Annotated in this window: 9 protein-coding genes; 7 read left to right on the top strand and 2 right to left on the bottom strand. The window is 73.8% G+C overall.

The window, feature by feature from the left end:
- The first annotated feature begins 42 nt into the window (after positions 1–42).
- Entirely contained in the window at positions 43–402 is a 360-nt protein-coding gene (locus ACIQTO_RS09835; RefSeq protein ID WP_402385335.1) for a hypothetical protein, read from the top strand.
- A 26-nt stretch (positions 403–428) separates the two neighbouring features.
- Positions 429–704 (top strand): hypothetical protein, encoded by a 276-nt coding sequence (locus ACIQTO_RS09830; RefSeq protein ID WP_402385332.1) that lies wholly within the window; start codon positions 429–431, stop codon positions 702–704.
- A 1,573-nt stretch (positions 705–2,277) separates the two neighbouring features.
- On the opposite strand, the gene ACIQTO_RS09825 is transcribed toward ACIQTO_RS09830, so the two are convergent.
- Positions 2,278–5,043, bottom strand: a complete 2,766-nt coding sequence (locus ACIQTO_RS09825; RefSeq protein WP_402385329.1) for an AAA family ATPase — start codon at positions 5,041–5,043, stop codon at positions 2,278–2,280.
- Between the two features lie 182 nt (positions 5,044–5,225).
- Between ACIQTO_RS09825 and ACIQTO_RS09820 the strand changes: the two genes are divergently transcribed.
- The 5 genes from ACIQTO_RS09820 (at position 5,226) to ACIQTO_RS09800 (ending at position 14,611) form a co-directional block, all read left to right on the top strand.
- Positions 5,226–5,423 carry an MbtH family protein gene (locus ACIQTO_RS09820; RefSeq protein WP_402385326.1) on the top strand — a complete coding sequence of 66 codons (198 nt, stop codon included), beginning with the start codon at positions 5,226–5,228 and terminating at the stop codon, positions 5,421–5,423.
- Between the two features lie 94 nt (positions 5,424–5,517).
- Positions 5,518–10,752 carry an amino acid adenylation domain-containing protein gene (locus tag ACIQTO_RS09815; protein ID WP_402385323.1) on the top strand — a complete coding sequence of 1,745 codons (5,235 nt, stop codon included), beginning with the start codon at positions 5,518–5,520 and terminating at the stop codon, positions 10,750–10,752.
- Positions 10,749–12,101, top strand: coding sequence for a condensation domain-containing protein (locus ACIQTO_RS09810; protein ID WP_402385320.1), 1,353 nt, complete (start codon positions 10,749–10,751; stop codon positions 12,099–12,101). Before ACIQTO_RS09815 ends, ACIQTO_RS09810 begins: the two co-directional genes overlap by 4 nt.
- Complete coding sequence (locus ACIQTO_RS09805) at positions 12,098–13,315, top strand: cytochrome P450 (protein WP_402385318.1); 1,218 nt, start codon at positions 12,098–12,100, stop codon at positions 13,313–13,315. Before ACIQTO_RS09810 ends, ACIQTO_RS09805 begins: the two co-directional genes overlap by 4 nt.
- 936 nt (positions 13,316–14,251) lie before the next feature.
- Positions 14,252–14,611: a GNAT family N-acetyltransferase gene (locus tag ACIQTO_RS09800; RefSeq protein WP_402385315.1), complete on the top strand. Its 360-nt coding sequence runs from the start codon at positions 14,252–14,254 to the stop codon at positions 14,609–14,611.
- Between the two features lie 476 nt (positions 14,612–15,087).
- Here ACIQTO_RS09800 and ACIQTO_RS09795 read toward each other — a convergent pair whose 3' ends face one another.
- Positions 15,088–15,255: a hypothetical protein gene (locus ACIQTO_RS09795; protein WP_402385312.1), complete on the bottom strand. Its 168-nt coding sequence runs from the start codon at positions 15,253–15,255 to the stop codon at positions 15,088–15,090.
- Positions 15,256–15,388 lie beyond the last annotated feature (133 nt).

Raw genomic sequence — 15,388 nt, 5'->3', positions numbered from 1 at the left:
GCCACGGTTGGCCTTCTGCTGCTCGCCGCTCTCGCCCTGACGGTGTTCGGCCTGCTCGGCCGGAGCGCCCCGGCGGTCCGGGCGACCGCCGCGCTCCGGGGCGTCAGCCACGGCGGCATCCCCACTCTCATGCAGACCCCGGGCGTGCCGGCCGCGCCGAAGGACCCCGACACCGCCAACTCCCTCTGGGTGGCCGGGCGGAACATCGCGATGGCCGCCGGGTCTCTCCACGACGCCACCGTCCTGGACGCGGTCGGGACCACCCCGCTGCTGCGGGTGACCGTGAAATCGGCCTACCAATGGCACCAGGCCTGGCGGGACAACGGGCCGGGGGGCCGGACCTCACAGGGACCGGGTGGGCAGCGGTGCACGCTGTGTCGGCGCGGTGCCGGGAGAAGCTGACCGAATACCTCGCGCAGGGGCCGGCCATGCCCATGCACGGCTGGGACCACTCGATCTGCCCGCTGTTCACCGTGGCACCCAGGTCGACCCCCGTCCCCGGGATGCCGGAAGTCACCAGGGCGGCGGACCGGGGCCCCGACCCCCGGCCCGTCGACACCCGGTCAGTACGGGACTACACCCTGGACGGCCTGGTCGAGCACGACCCGGACCAGATCGGCCGCCTCACCCCGGCAGGCTGGGCGCTGTACAACCGCGCAGTCCCGGTCACCGTCCCGTCCGTGGACCTCAGCGAGTACGCCTGACCACAGTCCCGACATCCCGGGTTCCGCCCTGCGGGGAGACCCGGACTCACCCCCGCGGCTGTCGCCGTCGTTGCTCCCGGGCTGCCCGTTGTCTGGCTGCGTAGCTGGGTAGGGGCCGACGGACCAGGCAGGTCGGGCCGGCCTTCCTCGTCGACCGCGGTGCCGTCAGGGAGACGGACGCACTCGGCCGACGCGAAGACCTCCAGGTTGCCGTTCGGGTAGAGCATGACGCCGGCCCGGACCGCGATCTTGTCCTCCATGTCCGGGGGCTTCAGTCGCAGCGTCACCTCGTGATCGGATTGGTCGTACGACTCGGTCTTCCAGCCGGCCGCCTTCAACGTCAGCCGCGCCCGCGCCGTCGCGGCGACGGCCTGCTCGCGGGTCACGCCGGCGAGTGCCCAGTGATCATGGACGGCTGCCGTGCCGGGCTCGCGCGGCTGGGTGTCGGCGATCGTGTCGGAGAAGTGCGCCAGGCCGCGGGGATGGCAGTCGTAGATGGAGGCCTTGATCCCGCCCAGTGGCCATGAGTGGTTGAGCGGCGCGTCGGGCAGTTGGAGCCCGTCGTAGATTGCCTGGGTCCAGGCGTCCAACTGCCTGGCAACAGCAGCGGGATCCGCCTCGGGGAACGGATCACCCCTCCACAGCCGCGGACCCCACACTGTCCCGACGAACAGCAGGATCGCCGCTACCGCTCCGAGGCCTCGAACCCTCCGCAGACCCCGCCCACCGTGCTCGCCACCGGCCATGGCCCGATTCTGCCCCGCGCCCGCACCCGCTCGCCTGAGTACCCGTACTCATCTCCCGGACGTCATCGGCATGGGCCGTACAGCCCTCGTCCATGCCGTGCGCGCAGTACCGCACCCGGTAGTCGGTCTCCTCCAGGTCCAGGTCCCAGGAGGCCTCGCCCGCCCACTGCATCAGCCAGCTGTGGTGCGAGGCAGGGCGGAAGGAGACCTCGACGATGTCCTCCCAGACCTGATCCACCGGCGGCTCCTCATCGTGCACCTCGACGATGAACCCGACACTGCCGGTGTGCAGCCCGGTCGTCAGCCACAGCGCACCGGGCACCGCCGCACCGCACAACCCCGCGTCCTGGCCCGCGAACGCCTCCGCGAGACCGGGACCGACACGGTCGGGATCGCTCTCGACACAGCTCTGCCGGTAGTGGACACGCACCTCGCCCTCGACCGGCCTGCGCACAGGGCGGCGAGCGCGGACCAGAGGACGTTCTTCACGGTGACAGCCTCCGGCACGCGGCGGCCGCTGTGAAGATCACGTGACCCACCTGTGATCAGGGTTTCCGCAGGTCCGAACGCCGAGAGCGGAGCCGGCCGACCCGGATCCGTGATACGGGGCAGGCGGCTCCCCGCGCACGCCCGGCCATCGCCACCCCTACGGGCGGGGAGGCGGCAGCCCTCGTCGAAGCCTTTCCGGTCAACCATCACCTTCTGCGCTGGGGCCCAGGGCTGGTCGGCGAGATCGTCGGTGTCGTCGTAGGCCTGGTCGGAGATGACGGGGCGTGGCGGTGCGCGGCGGGTCCGCCGTGCGTGGAGTGAGCGGCCACGGGGCGGGATCACGAAGGGGTGGCGGGTTGCTCCAGCACTCGGGGGAGTTGGCGTCGGGAGGTGATCGCGAGCTTCTGGAACACCTTGCGCAGGTGGTACTCGACGGTGCTGGCGCTGATGAACAGCTGGGTGGCGATGTCCTGGTTGGTGGCGCCCTGCGCGGCGAGCCCCGCGATGTGTCCTTCGCGCGGTGTCAGTCCGCTGGCGCCGGCCGGGGTGCGGCGGGCTGTCTTGTCGCCGATGGCGCGCAGCTCGTGGCGGGCCCGTTCGGCGAAGGTGCGGGCGCCCATCTGACTGAACAGCTGGAAGGCGGTGCGCAGCTGCTCGCGGGCCTCGCCGCGGTGACGTCGGCGTCTGAGCCATTCCCCGTAGAGCAGGTGGGTGCGTGCGAGCTCGGTCCGTATGTCGGTGGTCCGGAGATGGCTGAGGGCCTGCCGGTAGAGGGCGTCGGCTTCGTCGCCGTCGGCCAGCAGTGCTTGTGAGCGGGCGAGCAGGCCCAGGGCCCACGGTGTGCCGGCGGCGCTCGCGCGGGGGGTCAGGCGTAGCAGGGCAGCGCGGGCGGCTTCGTGGTCGCCGCTTCGCGCGCCGGCCTCCACCATCTCGACCAGCGCCGGGTTCCCGAAGTACACGGGGTCCTCGGCGTACCCGAGCCGGGCCACGGCGAGGGCGTGCGCGTAGTGGGACGACCCGTTCTCCAGGACGGCCAGTGCGGTCCGGGTGGTCTGCAGGCGCACACCGCCGGACGCCTGCCCGGAACGTTCCACGTCCATGGCGGTCATGGCCGCCCGGGTGGCCTCCGCGATTCCGCGCCAGGCCAGCAGGATGACGTCGCTTCCTTCCGCGAGCCGGCCGGATCCGTCGATCGCGCCGACCAGCTCGCGGAACGCGGCGAAGTTGCTCTCCGCCTCGGTGAACCGCCCGAACCAGGTGTCCGCGCTGGCCACGGCGTGCAGGGAGACCCGGAGCAGATCGAGGGCGCCCAGGTCGCGGGAGGACTCGACCGTGCGCGCGGCCAGCGCGCGGAACGCCTCGCCGTCCCAGAGCTCGTGTGCGGCGATCAGCCCCAGCAGGAGCAGCCCGACGTCGGACGGTCCCGTGCCCGGCTCGGCCAGCGCGCGCACCGCCGCGCGCAGGAGCGGGGCCGCGGCCTCCGGCCCCTGCAGGACCTGGGTGGCGTGCGCCGTCAGCAGGAGGTCGGCAGGGTCGGACGGCCCGGGGGCGGTCGGCAGGTCCAGCGCGGCCCGGGCCACCGTGGGTGCCGTGACGTCCCCGCCGAGCCAGGAGGCGCCGAGGACTGCCTGGAAGGCTTCGAGCAGGGTGTCGCGTGCGGCGCGGCGGTCGCCCGGCGCGTAGGCCCGGGCGGCGGCGAGCAGGTCGGTGGCCGCCTGCGTCTCGCGGCCGTTCTGGATGTGGATCGCGCCCTGCAGCCGCAGGCGGCGTGCCAGGTGCGCCGTTCCGGCGTCGGAGACGGCGTGTTGGAGGAGCGACTGCGCGCGGTCCGGCTGGCCGGCGGCCAGGGCTGCCTCGCAGGCGGCGAGCAGCCGTGCGGCGCGCGGCACGGCGAGGGGGGTGAGGTCGGCCGCGCGGGTCAGGAAGGCGCACGCCGCGCTGTGGCCGCCGCGGGCCCGGGCGCGGGTGGCCGCCCGTTCGAGTTCGGCGGCCGTCGTCTCGTCGCGGCCCTCGCAGGCCGCGGCGAGGTGCCAGGCGCGGCGGTCGGCGTCGGTACGGGGGTCCGTGGCGGCGGCCAGGGCCGCGTGCGCCCGGCGGCGGTCGGCGGGCGACGATCCGTCGTAGACGGCCGATCGGATCAGCGGGTGGCGAAAGGCCGGTGCGGGCTGGAGCACGAGCAGGCCCGCCGCGGTGGCGGGGGCGGCGAGATCGGCGAGGTCGGTGGCTCCGCCGGTGCTGTCCAGCCGTGTGACGGCGCGCCACACCAGTGTGCGGTCACCGGTCGGGTCCGCCGCGATGACCAGCAGCAGTGTTCGGGTGGGACGCGGCAGGGCTCCGGACTGACGGAGGTAGCGGGCCTGGAGCTGCCGGCCGAGCGGTAGGCGCTCCGACAGCGGAACCGGGTCGGCGCCTGCCGGTGATTCGAGGTCACCGGCGAGCTCGCGTATCGCCAGTGGGTTCCCTGCGGCCTCGGTGACGATCCGTTCGGCGACGCCCTGCTCGATCTGCGCGGAGAGCGTCCGGGCGAGCAGGGCGTGGGAGTCGGACCGGGTCAGTTCCGGCAGGACGGCCTGCGGCAGGTCGTCGAGGAGGCGGCCGCCGGCGTCGCCGTCGCGGATCGCGAAGAGCAGGGTGATGCCGTCGGCCTGCAGGCGGCGCGCGACGATCGCGAGGACGGCCAGGGACTCCTCGTCGAGCCACTGCGCGTCGTCGCACACGCACAGCAGCGGTCGGTCGGCGGCGCTGTTCGCGAGCAGGGTCAGGGTCGCGAGCCCGACCAGCAGGCGGTCTGGACGGTTGCCCGCGACGAGTCCGAACGCCGAGCTCAGCGCGTCCTTCTGCGGCGTGGGGAGCCGGTCGAGGTCGTGCAGGAAGGGCAGGAGGAGGCGGTGCAGACCGGCGAGGTCGAGATCCTGCTCCGCCTCCTTGCCGCCGACCTGGGCGATCCGCATGTCGGTGGCCCGTTCCACCGCGTACGCCAGCAGTGACGTCTTTCCGATGCCGGGCGGCCCCTTCAGGACCAGAATGCCGCTCAATCCCTGTCGTGCGGCGTCGAGTTGCGCGTCCAGGGTGCGTGTCAACCGGGCGCGACCGAAAAGGATCATGAACGTGAGTGTAGTGGCGTGCCCCTGCCGACCCCGGGCCGCACTAAGGGGTTTCAAGGATCCAACCGCGTCGGCCGACGAGGAAGCTCGAGGAGGCCGCCCGCGGGGCCCCTCGAAGGGGCTTGCCCGTCTCCGGCGCACCTCCGTTCGCCCACGTACGTAAGCCAGTCAGGAGAAACCGGATGGACAGCTCGTCCCCACCGAGCGAGACCCAGTACCTCGTGGTCCGCAACGACGAGGAGCAGTACTCGATCTGGCCGACGGGCCGGCCGCTGCCCGACGGCTGGCGGAGCACCGGGCCGCGGGGTTCGAAGGCGGAGTGCCTGCGTCACATCGACCAGGTCTGGACCGACCTGCGTCCACTCGGCGCCCGCGGCTGAACGCCGGGGGAAGCGCGTCGGGGCGGCCGCGCAGGTCGCGATCCCGCCGGCCGTCCGGACCGGGGGACATGGGTGTCGTCTGCAAGGGAGTGTCATGAACGGACCTGATCTGCCGACCGGAGCCGAGTACGAACGGCTGCTGTCCGCACTGCGGTTGGAGACGACCTGGGCCGTGGCCGGACTCGGTCCGGCGGAGGGCGGGGAGGAACAGCCCGCCGAGTCACTGCGGGTGACGGCGCCGGCGCGCGCGGACGTATGGGTCCCGGTCGGGGAGATGATCGACCGGGTGTCACGGTCGCACGGTGACCGGATCGCGCTCGGCGACGGGTCAAGGACCGTGACCTACCGTCAACTACGCATGCGAACCGAGTGCTTGGCGGGCAGCCTGCGCGACGCCGGAGTGCGCCGGGGTGACGTGGTGGCGGTGACCCTGGAGCGGGGGGTCGCCTTCGCCGAGGTGGTCCTGGCGGTGTGGCGGGCCGGTGGTGCGTTTCTTCCGCTCAAGCCGGGCGATCCGCCTGCCTGGCGCGAGCAGGCGGCCCGGGCGGCGGGTGCCGGGGTCGCCGTCGCGGCCTCGGCGGAGCCGGCACTGCCGGGAGTGACGCACCTTGTCTGGCCGGGGCCGGAGCCGACCCGGGCGGACGCGGAGGGCTTGGAGCACGCGGGGCCGGACACGGCCGCTCCGGCCGACCCGTGGCGGACCGCGCCGGGCGACCTCGCCTACCTGATCGCCACCTCGGGCACGACCGGGGAGCCGAAACTGGTGATGCTGGAACACAGGGGCGTGGCCAACCTGGTCCGCGCCCAGGCCGAGACGCTGCCCGCCCTGGGGCCGGGTTCCCGGGTCCTCCAGTTCTCCCACCCCACCTTCGACGGTGCGGTCTTCGACCTGCTGCTCGCCCTGGCGCACGGCGGTCGGCTGGAGGCGATCACCGATGCGGAGACGTCGGGCGAGCCGCTCGCCGCCGCCCTGCGGCGACGGCGCGTCACCCACGCGGTGCTTCCGGCCGCGGTCCTGCGGACCCTGGGCTCCGAGCAGTTCGACGACCTGGACGTCGTGCTCAGCGTCGGCGACGTCTGCCTCCCCGAGACCGCCCGGCTCCGGAGCGCCCGCCACCGGTTCTTCAACGGGTACGGCCCGTCCGAGACCACCGTCTGCGCCACCCTGCACCGGGTCGGCGCCGACTCCCGCGCCCGGCGCGTGCCGGTGGGACGGCCGGTCACGGGCGTGCGGGTGGTCGTCCTGGACGACGACCTGCGGCCGGTGCCCGCCGGGGAGGTGGGGGAGCTCTGCATCGGCGGCGAGGGCGTGGGCCGCGGCTACCTCGGACAGCCGGGCCTGACCGCCGAGGCCTTCGTCCCGGACCCGTTCAGCGAGTTCCCCGGAGCCCGCCTCTACCGCACCGGCGACCTCGGCCGGCTGCTGCCCGACGGCGGGACCGAGTTCCTGGGCCGACGCGACAACCAGCTGAAGATCCGCGGCGTCCGGATCCGACTGGACGACGTCCAGAACACGTTGGCAGCGCTCCCGGGTGTGCGCGAGGCCGCCGCGGTAGCCTCCGGGGCGGCCGGCCAAGGGGACCGCAACCTCGTCGGGTACGTGGTCGCGCAGCCGGGCCACCGGCTGACCGGGGCCGGGCTGCGTGCCGAGCTCGCCCGCCGCCTCCCGGCCCACCTGCTGCCCGGTGCCGTCCTCGTGCTCGACGCCTGGCCGCTGACCGCCGGCGGCAAGCTGGACCGGTCGCTGCTCCCGGACCCCCGTCGGGCCGCCGACTACCAGGCCGCGCGGACACCGGCCGAGGAGGTCCTCACCTCGCTCGCCGCCGACCTGTTCGGACTCGGCAGGGTCGGCCGGGACGACAGCTTCCTGGCGCTCGGCGGCAATTCGTTGCTGGCCACCCGCTTCGCGGCGCGCGCCGAGGCCGCGCTCGGCCGGCGGCTGCCGCTCGCGGCCCTGCTGTCCGGCGCCACCCTGGCCGAGCTCGCGGCGGCCGAAGGCAGCGGCCCCCCGCGGCCGGCCGTACCGGGACCCGTGCGCGGGCAGCCGGACGGCCCCCACCGGGTGGTTTCGTTCGCCCAGGAACGGATCTGGCTCATGCAGGAGCTGCGTCCCGACTCGCTCGCCTACCACGCCCAGGCCGCGTTGCGGATCGGCGGCCCGCTGGACCCGGACGCGCTGTCCGCCGCGCTCACCGACCTGGTGCGCCGTCACGAGGTCCTGCGCAGCCGGTTCCACAATGACGGCGGCCGGTTGCGCTGCACGGTCGAGCCGCCCGGGCCGGTGACGCTGCCACGGCTCGACCTGGGCGACCACCCGGCGGCCCGGCAGGAGCGGTTGCTCGGCGAGGCCGTCGAGCGATTCGTCGTGCGCCCCTTCGTGCCGGCCGCCGAGCCGCTGGTCCGCTGGCTGCTGATCCGCCTCGGCGAACACGAGCACGTGCTGGTCCACGCGGAACACCATCTGGTGCACGACGGCTGGTCGTTCAACGTCTTCCTCCGCGACCTGGTGGAGGGCTACCTCGCCCACCAGCGGCACGGCGAGGTCCGCCGACCCGAACCGGAGATCCAGTACTACGACCACGCCCGGTGGCAGCGCGAATGGTCCGGCACCGCGGAGGCCGAGCGCCAACGCGCCTTCTGGCGCGAGGAACTCGCCGGCGCGTCGACGGTCCTGCCGCTGCCCCGCCGCGCCGCCGCCGACCGGCGGTTCGTGGGAGCGGCGCCGCGGGTGGAGATCGACGCCGAACTGGCCCGCGCTCTCGAGGCACTCGGGCGGCGTCACGGTCACTCGCTCTACGCCGTACTGCTGGCGGCGTTCTTCGCCCTGCTGGCCCGCACCACGGGCGCCGACGACCTCCTGGTCGGCTCCGGGGTGGCGAACCGCCGCTGGCAGAACACCGAGGACCTGATGGGCATGTTCGTGAACACCGTCGTCCTGCGCGCCAGGACGGCGGACGACCCCACCTTCGCCGCGCTGCTGGAGCGGGTCGGGCACACCGTCCACGCCGCGCTGGACCACCAGGACCTGTCCTTCGAGGACGTGCTCGCGCAGAGCCGGGCCGAACACGTCCCCGGGGTGAATCCGCTGGTCCAGGCCTCCTTCAGCTTCCACGACGCCATGCCGGCCCGGCTCACCGCGGCCCCGTTCTCGCTCGACGTCATCGAGGGCCTGGGCACCGGTTCCGCCAAGTTCGACCTCAACCTCATCGCCTTCCCCCGTCACAGCGCCCCCGGCTGCATCGGCCGCGGCCCGGGCAACGTCCTGCGGGTCCCCGTCTCGGACGGGCCGGTACCGCCGAGCCCGGCCGCCGCACTGGACGGCATCACCGTCTCCTGGGAGTTCGACTCCGACCAGTTGGAGGCGGGGTTCGTCGCCGGTCTCATGCGCGGCTACCAGGAGATCCTGCGGGCGGTGGTGCGCGCCCCGCGAACCGCGCTCTCCGAGCTCGCACTCGTCTCGGACGAGCAGCGCGGTCGGCTGCTGCGGCAGGGTCTGGGGCGCCAGGACGAGCCGTCGGCGGACCGGGTGCCCGACCTGATCGCCCGGTGGTGCGCCCGGACCCCGGACGCCCCGGCGGTCGCCGCGGACGACGACCAGCTGACCTATCGCCAACTCTGGTCGAGAGCATCCGAACTGGCGTCCACGCTCAGCGAGTCCGGGGTCGGCGGCGGCGACCTGGTGGCGCTCCACCTGCCCCGCTGCGCCGGGCTGGTGGTGGCGATGCTCGCCACCTTGATGACCGGAGCCGCCTCCCTCACCCTGGACCCCTCGCAGCCGCCCGCCCGGCTGGCCGCACTGCTGGAGGACAGCGGCGCCCGCACCGTGCTGACCGGCCCGGACGGAGCCGCCCGGCTACCGGCCGGCCAGTGGCAGGTCCTGACGCCGTGTCCGGACCCGTCGTTCACCGCGCCGCCGCCGGCGGTGGCACCCGGCGATCCCCGCGACCTCGCCCACGTCGTCTACACCTCGGGATCCACCGGACGCCCCAAGGGAGTCCTGATCGAGCACCGTTCGCTGGTCGCCCGCCTCCGCTCGTCCGACATGGCCGCCCCGGGCCCCGGCCGGAACGTGCTGGCCACCAACGCAACGGTCTTCGACGTCTTCACCATGGAGGTCTGGTCCGCCCTGCTGAACGGTGCCACGCTCCACCTCCTCCCGGCCGCGGCGGACCCGCGGGAGATCGCCCGACGCGTCATCCGTCACCGCATCAGCCACCTCACGCTGGTCACCCCGCTCCTGCAGGTCATGGCGGAGACCGCGCCCGACGCCCTCGCCCAGCTCCAGGCGCTCGTCATCGGAGGTGACACCGCACCCCCGGACGCCGTCCGGGCCGTGCTCGAACTCGGCACGCGCCGCCTGGTCAACGCGTACGGACCCACCGAGGTGACCGTCTACGCCACCGCGTTCCAGGCCGACGGTGCCGACCGGATCGGCACCGAGGTGCCGATCGGGCGGCCGGTCTCCAACTCGCACACCGTCCTGCTGGACGACCGGCTGAACCTGGTCCCCGACGGTTGCGTCGGTGAGATCTGTGTCGGTGGTCCCGGGGTCGCCCGGGGCTACCTCGGCCGGCCCGCCGAAACCGCCGACCGCTTCGTGCCCGACCCGTACTCCACCGAGCCCGGCGCCCGCCTCTACCGGACGGGGGACCGCGGCCAGTGGCTCCCGGACGGAAACCTGCGGTTCCTCGGCCGACTCGACCACCAGGTGAAGATCCGCGGGTTCCGGGTCGAGCCGGAGGAGGTGCGGACCGCACTGGCAGCCCTGGCGGGCGTCCGCGAAGCAGCGGTGGTCGCGCACCGGACCGGCGGACCGGAGGCCCGGCTCGTCGGCTACGTCCAACCCGAACCGGGCAGCCGCCCGGAGCCGGACGCCCTGCGGACGGCCCTGGCGGAGTTACTGCCGGGACACCTGGTGCCCGAGATCATCCTGATCGTGGAGAGCTGGCCGCGGGGCGCCACCGGCAAGGTGGACCGCTCCCGGCTCCCCGTACCGCCGCCGCCCAGGGCCACCACCTCGGGTCGGCCGGCGGACCACGGGCCCGCCGCCGAGGTGCTGGCCCGCGTGCTGGCCGAACTCCTGGAGCTGCCCGAGGTCGGTGCCGACGACGACTTCTTCCAGCTCGGCGGCCACTCGCTGCTGGCCATGCGGTACGCCGCCCGGGCCACCCGGGCCCTCGGCCAGGACATCGACCTGGCGACGGTGCTCGCCCACCCGACCGTCGCCAGGCTGTCCGCCGCCCTGCACGCCGCCGCGGCGCCACCCGCCGGGCCCCCGCGCAGGCTGCCGCGCAACGTCCCCGGCCCCGCCGCCCGGGCGCGGCGATGACCACCGCCGCCACGCCCGCCCGTGAGGACGGCACCCGCTTTCCCCTCTCACACCTGCAGCGCAGGCTCTTGCTCCTGCACACCCTCGACCCGACCGGGGCCCTGCAGAGCACCGCCCGGTGCTTCCAGGTGAACGGCCGCCTGGACACCGGCGCCCTCCAGCAGGCGCTGGACCACCTGGTCCGGCGGCACGAGCCACTGCGCACCGTCTTCCCGCTCTCCGCGACCGGCGAACCCGTCCAACTCGTCCTGCCCGGAGCGGCACTCCCGCTTGCCCGCCTGACCTGCCGCGAACATCGTCAACCACTGATCCGTGCGAGGGAGTTCGCCGAACAACCGTTCTCCGGCGAAGACGGGCCGCTGGCCCGGGCCGGGCTCCTCCGCACCGGGCCGGACCAGCACCTGCTGGTCCTCGCCGTCCACCTGCTCGTGGCGGACGGCTGGTCCTGGAACGTCCTGCTGCGCGACCTCGCCGCCTGCTACGCGGCCGCGCTCACCGGAACCGACCCGCAGCTGCCCGACCTCCCGCTGCAGTACGCCGACTGGGCGCACTGGCAGCACGGGCGGCTGACCGGGGAACGCCGCCGCGAACTGCGGCACTGGTGGCACCGGGAACTCGACGGCGCCGCCCCGGGCCTCGACCCGCCGGTCACCGGCACCACCGCGGCCAGGTCCGGTCGAACCGTCACCCGGTCGCTGGACGTCGGCACCGAGACGGCCCTGCGCGCCCTCGCCCGGCGGGAGGGAGTCTCCCTGTTCGCCGTCCTCGCCGCGGCCTTCGGCGTGCTGACCGGCCGGCGGATCGGCCGGGAGGAGCTGCTGATCGGTACGCCGGTGGCCCACCGCGACCTCCCCGAGACCGAGCACCTGCTCGGCTTCCTGGTCGGTACCCTCCCCCTGCGCGTCGACCTCACCGGCGACCCGCCCTTCACCGAACTGGCCCACCGGCTGGCCGCCGCCGCGCGCGCGTCCTTCGCCCACAAGGACCTGCCCTGGGAGGAACTCCCGTGGTGGCGGCCGCTGGTGGGCGGGCAGACCCTGCCGACCCTCGCCCACCACCCAGTCGACAGCACCGGCTCGCTCACCCTGCAGGGGTGCCGGGTGAGCGAACTCGACCTGCCCTCCGACTCCTCCAGGTTCGACCTGACCCTGCGGATCTCCGAACACCCCCGGCGGAGCCGGGTCCGGGTCGAGCACGACACCCGCGTGGTGACTCCCGTCGAAGCCGACGACCTCGTCACCGGATATCTCGCGCTGCTGGACACCGTCGCCCTGCACCCCACCGGCGTGCTGTCGGAGCTTCTGCCGCAGTTCCCACCGACCCCTCGATCCCCGACGGAGACACCATGACCGACCCGTCCGCCACCCCCGCCGACTACTCCCTCCAGCGTGACCCCCGCTGCCCGATGGACCCGCCCCCGGCCTACCGGCCGCTGCGGGAGGCCGGCGGCCTGGTCCGGGTCCGGGCCTGGGACGGGAGCGAGCCCTGGCTCGTCACCCGCCACGACGACGCCCGGGCCGCGCTCTCGGACAGCAGGCTCACCTGTGACCCGCGCACGCCGGGATTCCCGCACACCCAGCCGACCTCGGCGGCCCGCCAGGAGATCGACCTGCCGTTCGCCTTCGTCGAGGGCCCCGAGCACCTGATCGAACGACGCCTGCTGGTCAAGGAGTTCACCGCCCGCAAGGCCCGCGAGGCCCGCCCGGCCATCCAGCGGATCGTGGACGAGGCGATCGACGGCATGCTCGCCGGCACCAGGCCGTGCGACCTGTACGAATCGCTGTCCCTTCCGGTCGCCACCCACACCATCGGCGAACTGCTCGGCGTGCCGCCGGCCGACCGGCCCCTGCTCCAGGCCGGCAGTCGCCGGATCGGTTCGCGCCGGGTGTCGAAGGAGACCGGCGGCGAGGCGTTCCAGGACCTGAACGACTACTTCGAGCACCTGGTGGACCTGCGGATGCGCGAGCCGGCCGACGACATGGTGAGCAGGCTGCTCGCCACGTACACCACGACCGACGGGCTGACCCGCGCCAAGGCGGTCTCCACCATCCAGGTGCTCTTCTTCGCGGGGTGGGGACCCAGCTCGTACATGATCGAGTTCGGGGTGCTCGCACTTCTCCTCCACCCGGACCAACTCGCGCTGCTGAAGGCCGACCCGAGCCCCGAGCTGCTCGCCTCCACGGTCGAGGAGACGCTGCGGTACGCGACGGTCTCGGTCAACGGCCGCCAGCGCTCGGCACTGGAGGACCTCACGCTCGGTGGCCAGGAGATCCGGGCGGGCGAGGGGGTCCTGGTTCAGCTCGACTCGGCGAACCGCGACGCCGACGTCTTCTCCGACCCCGACACCTTTGACATCACCCGCCGGGCCGGACGGCACCTCGGCTTCGGACACGGTCCGCACAAGTGCATCGGTGCGGAACTCTCCCGCGCCGAGATGGGCATCGCCTACGAGACCCTGTTCCGCCGCATCCCGGACCTGAAGCTGGTCCTGCCCCTGGACCAGCTGCCGTTCAGCACCGAACTCACCCTCTACAGCCTCGACGAGCTGCTCGTCACCTGGTGACCAGGCCGTCGCCCCGGCCGCCGGGCATCACACACCTCGTGTCCGGCGGCCGGGCGGCCACCCCGTACCGCACCTGGCCTCAGCGCATCCGATCCCGGACGGCCCCCGGCCGCGACTTCACGGTGGGTGACGTTCCATGGACGGCTGCTTCGACGAAGGCCTCCCGATCGCCGAGCGGATTCCGCGACGACTTGCGGCGTCACTGAGTTCCGAGACCTGCCCGCAGGGTGAGGTGGCACGGATGACCGTCGACGGGTCCCGGCCGGTGGCCCCCTCACCGACGGAGGCTGGATCGATGGCGACGGCAGCGAAGCCGGAGACGACGAGGACGTGACCGGTGCCCGCTGGCGTGACACCCCGCACGTCGGCCATGCGGTGTGTCTCGGCTGGTCGTCCGTCCTCCGTCTTGGGTGGCGGCGTGCGAGGCGGTGTCGAAGGCGAAACGCAGCGGGTTGGCGAGAACTGCCAGTTGGGCCAGGGGCACAGGGCGGCTCCGGACGCGTCGTCCCGTATGCGGGCGGTGCCGTCGGCGCGGTAGACGAGAAGCGTGCGTCCTTCGGCGGTGCGGACCGTGACGTCGTCCGTCGCCGTGACGGTGCGGTTGCGTCCGACGAACACCAGCCGGTCGGGCCGATACTGCTCCAGGCGGTAGACGAGCTCGGTCCGCCGTCCGCGGAAGCGCGAGGTGTGGCGCCGACGGGCGCCCTGAAGGACGGGCCCAGGATCCAGGCGGGCGCAGCTCTCGGTGCCCGGATCCCACTCCGGCGTGTGCCAGGTATCGCAGGACCTCCGCGGCCGGCCGGTTGACGGCCATGGTGCGTGCCACGCTAGCGGCGGCGGGAAGCTGGGGCTCCCGGCCGCCGCGATCGAGAACGTGGTGCGGACCGAGGTCGAGGGCCCGGAGCAGGACACCCGGGTGATCACCGACGCGCAGGGGTGGCTGGTGGCTGTCGGCCTGGTTCGTCCTCCGCCCGAGGGCGCTCCCGGGTCAGCCTGGAGGGCGGTGTCCACCCCTCCCGGAGGGTGCGGGGGATCGGGCGTGAACTGCTGGCCTGGCAGCTGGACGGGGCGGTCGCACGGCACGCCGAGGCCGCGCCGGAGGCGCGATGGTTCGCCGAGGTGGACGCCGGCGTGCCGGACCGGGCCGCGCTGCGGCTGTACGAGCGGCTGGGGTTCGCCGTCGAGCGGTACTTCCTGGAGATGACCGCGCCCACCTCGGCGCCGCCTGTGCCGCACGCACGCACCGCCCGTCGAGGGCGTACGGCTCGTCCGGTACCTCCCGGACCGGGAACGTGAGCTGCACGCGGCCCACCAGCAGGCGTTCCGTGGCACCTGGGGGTACCAGGAGTGCGCCTTCGAGCCCTGGGCGGCGCGGGACCGTGCGGTCGGCCGCCTTCCTCCCCGACCTGGCCCGGTTGGCGGTAGTCGGTGAGGAGATCGTTGGCTACGTCCTGCCCTACGCCGACGCACCCCGAGCGCTCTACCTCGGCCAGGCCGGTGCCACCACCGCCTGGCGCCGCCGGGGCGTGGCGGCGGCGCTGCTCGCCGAGGTGCTGCTCGCGGCCGGCCGCGCCAGGCCGCACCACAGCCGCACCGGAGACCGACGCCGCCAACTCGACCGGCGCATCCGGCGTCCACCGCACGGCCGACTTCGTCGTGGACCACCGCATCGTCGTCTACCGCAAGCCCGTTGGGTGACGACACTCCTGCGGCCCTCGGCCGCGACACGGCGAGTTCGCCAGGGCAGGTCGGAGCACTACGTCAACCTGCTCTCACTCCAGCTTCTGTACAAGCTCAAGGAGCCCCTGCGCGGGTCGGGCCGACAGGCCGTGGACGGTGTGCCGGAAGTCGGAGCTGATCGGTCCGCCACCACGCCACCACGCCGCCGTGCTGGTGATGGTGCGGTGTTCCTGGGCCGGGCCGTAGGCGTCGGGCGGCATCGGGGGTCGGCCTTCGCCGGCACCGCTGCCACGGACGGTTCGGAGACGCGGCCCGGACCGGATGGTGGGTGCTTTCCCCGAGCCGGGGAGCGGGGGGTGCGTGGCATCATCGAGAGGTCAGTCGGCCGCGACC

The organism is Kitasatospora sp. NPDC091207 (assembly GCF_044768625.1).
Lineage (GTDB): Bacteria > Actinomycetota > Actinomycetes > Streptomycetales > Streptomycetaceae > Kitasatospora.
The sequence above is the reverse complement of the archived record's forward strand: the minus strand, read 5'-3'. Positions and strand labels throughout refer to the sequence as shown.

Excerpts from the sequence above, each read along its gene's own strand:
- ACIQTO_RS09820 (WP_402385326.1), top strand. The coding sequence starts at position 5,226 with ATGGACAGCTCGTCCCCACCGAGCGAGACCCAGTACCTCGTGGTCCGC.
- ACIQTO_RS09805 (WP_402385318.1), top strand. The coding sequence starts at position 12,098 with ATGACCGACCCGTCCGCCACCCCCGCCGACTACTCCCTCCAGCGTGAC.
- ACIQTO_RS09830 (WP_402385332.1), top strand. The coding sequence starts at position 429 with ATGCCCATGCACGGCTGGGACCACTCGATCTGCCCGCTGTTCACCGTG.
- ACIQTO_RS09810 (WP_402385320.1), top strand. The coding sequence starts at position 10,749 with ATGACCACCGCCGCCACGCCCGCCCGTGAGGACGGCACCCGCTTTCCC.
- ACIQTO_RS09825 (WP_402385329.1), bottom strand. The coding sequence starts at position 5,043 with ATGATCCTTTTCGGTCGCGCCCGGTTGACACGCACCCTGGACGCGCAA.
- ACIQTO_RS09795 (WP_402385312.1), bottom strand. The coding sequence starts at position 15,255 with ATGCCGCCCGACGCCTACGGCCCGGCCCAGGAACACCGCACCATCACC.
- ACIQTO_RS09815 (WP_402385323.1), top strand. The coding sequence starts at position 5,518 with ATGAACGGACCTGATCTGCCGACCGGAGCCGAGTACGAACGGCTGCTG.